The sequence below is a fragment of the Bacillus sp. JJ1521 genome (assembly GCF_036965165.1).
Taxonomy (GTDB): Bacteria; Bacillota; Bacilli; order Bacillales; family Bacillaceae_L; genus Ferdinandcohnia.
Map to the genome: position 1 here is coordinate 8,885 of NZ_JBALOX010000208.1, position 1,918 is coordinate 10,802.

At 39.0% G+C, this 1,918-nt stretch carries 1 protein-coding gene and 2 pseudogenes (1 of these 3 only partly in view); 2 read left to right on the forward strand and 1 reads right to left on the reverse strand.

Annotation, left to right across the window (positions count from 1 at the left end; all coding sequences use genetic code 11):
• A pseudogene (locus V7147_RS22185) lies at window positions 1-611 on the forward strand (carbohydrate ABC transporter permease); it begins 123 nt to the left of the window's first position.
• Between the two features lie 28 nt (window positions 612-639).
• Complete coding sequence (locus V7147_RS22190; RefSeq protein ID WP_335369984.1) at window positions 640-1,539, forward strand: Gfo/Idh/MocA family protein; 900 nt, start codon at window positions 640-642, stop codon at window positions 1,537-1,539.
• 75 nt (window positions 1,540-1,614) lie between these two features.
• Here the strand turns inward: V7147_RS22190 and V7147_RS22195 are convergent.
• Window positions 1,615-1,918: pseudogene (locus V7147_RS22195) on the reverse strand (hypothetical protein); the annotation flags it as partial.

The following is a 1,918-nucleotide window of genomic DNA, read 5'->3' on the forward strand; positions in this document are numbered from 1 at the left end:
TTTTTAACTCGATTGTTGTGACAGTTATCCCTGTTTTTTCACAAATGTTTTTTGCTGGGTTACTCGGATATATTTTCGCTAGAAAGCAATTTGTCGGAAGGGAATTCATTTTCTGGACTTTTATGGCCGTCATTATGATTCCATCCCAACTGCTTATCATTCCGAAATTCATCATGTTCTCTAAATTCGGTTGGATTAATGAATACCAAGCATTGATTGTACCCGAACTTTGGGCGATTATGGGTGTATTTTTAGTTCGCCAATTTATGCAAGGGATTCCTATGGAACTAGATGAAGCAGCACGTATGGATGGAGCCAATGATTTTCAAGTGTTCCGTAGGATTTATATGCCGTTAGCCTTTCCTTCAATCGCGACAGTTGGAACGTTTGCGTTTGTAAGTAACTGGAACGATTTATTCCAGCCGTTAATTTATATGACAAATGAAAAGATGTTCCCAATCACAGTAGGGCTTGCCTCAACTTTAAGTAAGGAAGGAAACTTTGGTATTGAAATGGCAGGGGCTACACTCTCATTTATCCCGACCTTCTTAATCTTCTTATTCTTCCAGAAGTACTTTACGGAAGGTATACAGTTATCTGGTCTAAAATAAGTTTTTTCGGTTGCGTAGGAGTGAATTTATGGTGGATGTAAAAATAGGAATGATCGGACTCGATACTTCACATGCAACGGCTTTTACTAAATTATTGAATGATTCTTCCCACCCCTTTTATATAGGGGGTGGGAAGGTAGTCATGGCATGTCCAGTTGGCTCACCTGATTTAGAGTTAAGTTATTCACGTATTGGGCCAATCACGAAAGAAGTGGAGCAATATGGTGTTCAAATCGTTGATACGATGGAAGATGTGGCAGAAAACTGTGATGCGATTTTAGTAGAGTCAGTGGATGGAAGGGTTCATCTTGATCAAGTTAGCAAAATATGTCAATTTAATAAACCGATCTTCGTGGATAAACCATTTTGCTTAAATACTGCTGAAGCTAAAAAGATGATGGAACTAGCTGAACGGTACCAGACTCCGATTATGAGCTCTTCCGCATTGCGATTTGCAGAAAGTCTAACGGATGCACTCGCTATAAAGGAGAAAGGGAAAATAATAGGAGCGGACTGTTTTGGTCCGATGGAGATAGTTGACACACAACCAGGGTATTTTTGGTATGGAATTCATGCGATTGAAATGCTCTATACAATATTAGGCAGTGGTGCGAAGCATGTACGATCAGAATCCAACAAGGATTTCGATTTGATTGTTTCAGAATGGGAAGATGGTCGATTTTGTACCGCGAGAGGGAATAGAAAAGGAAATGGCGATTTTGGAGCAGTTATTCATTTTGAAAAAGGTACTGAGTATGTATTGATAAATTCTTCCTCAAAACCCTTTTATGCCAGTTTACTAAAGCAGGTTCTGGAGTTTTTTAAGGACGGTAAAACAAGGGTACCATTACATGAAACGCTGGAAATCATTCGGTTTATTGAATCGGCAAACGAAAGCAGGGAGACCGGGAAAGTAGTATATCTATAGGTGAAGAAGGGAAGTACTCATCAAGACAAAAATAAAACAGCGGGTAAAATGCAATTCCCGCCGTATCATTCCTTGTTAATCTTGTTCATCTAGGATAAAGCTAAGTCGATAAATGCGTCTTGGCCTACCTTTATAGGTGATCTTTTCTTCTCCTACAATATCCACTAATTGGGCGTCCATCCATTTCAAAAGGATTCGATGAGCACTTCTCGTTGTAATGTTTAATGTTGTAGCTAATTCTTGGGCTGTATAATCATATTTTTTATGACGTGCTACCCGTGCCATTAGCTTTGTCATATATGCAGCTGACATTCCCGCTTGTTCAGCTTTATAAAGTAACTCAGCATCTGTAATGGAGAGATCATATTTTTCATATTGT

What these genes read in the sequence shown, in the direction of transcription:
- V7147_RS22190 (WP_335369984.1), top strand. Translation starts at nt 640, where the DNA reads ATGGTGGATGTAAAAATAGGAATGATCGGACTCGATACTTCACATGCA.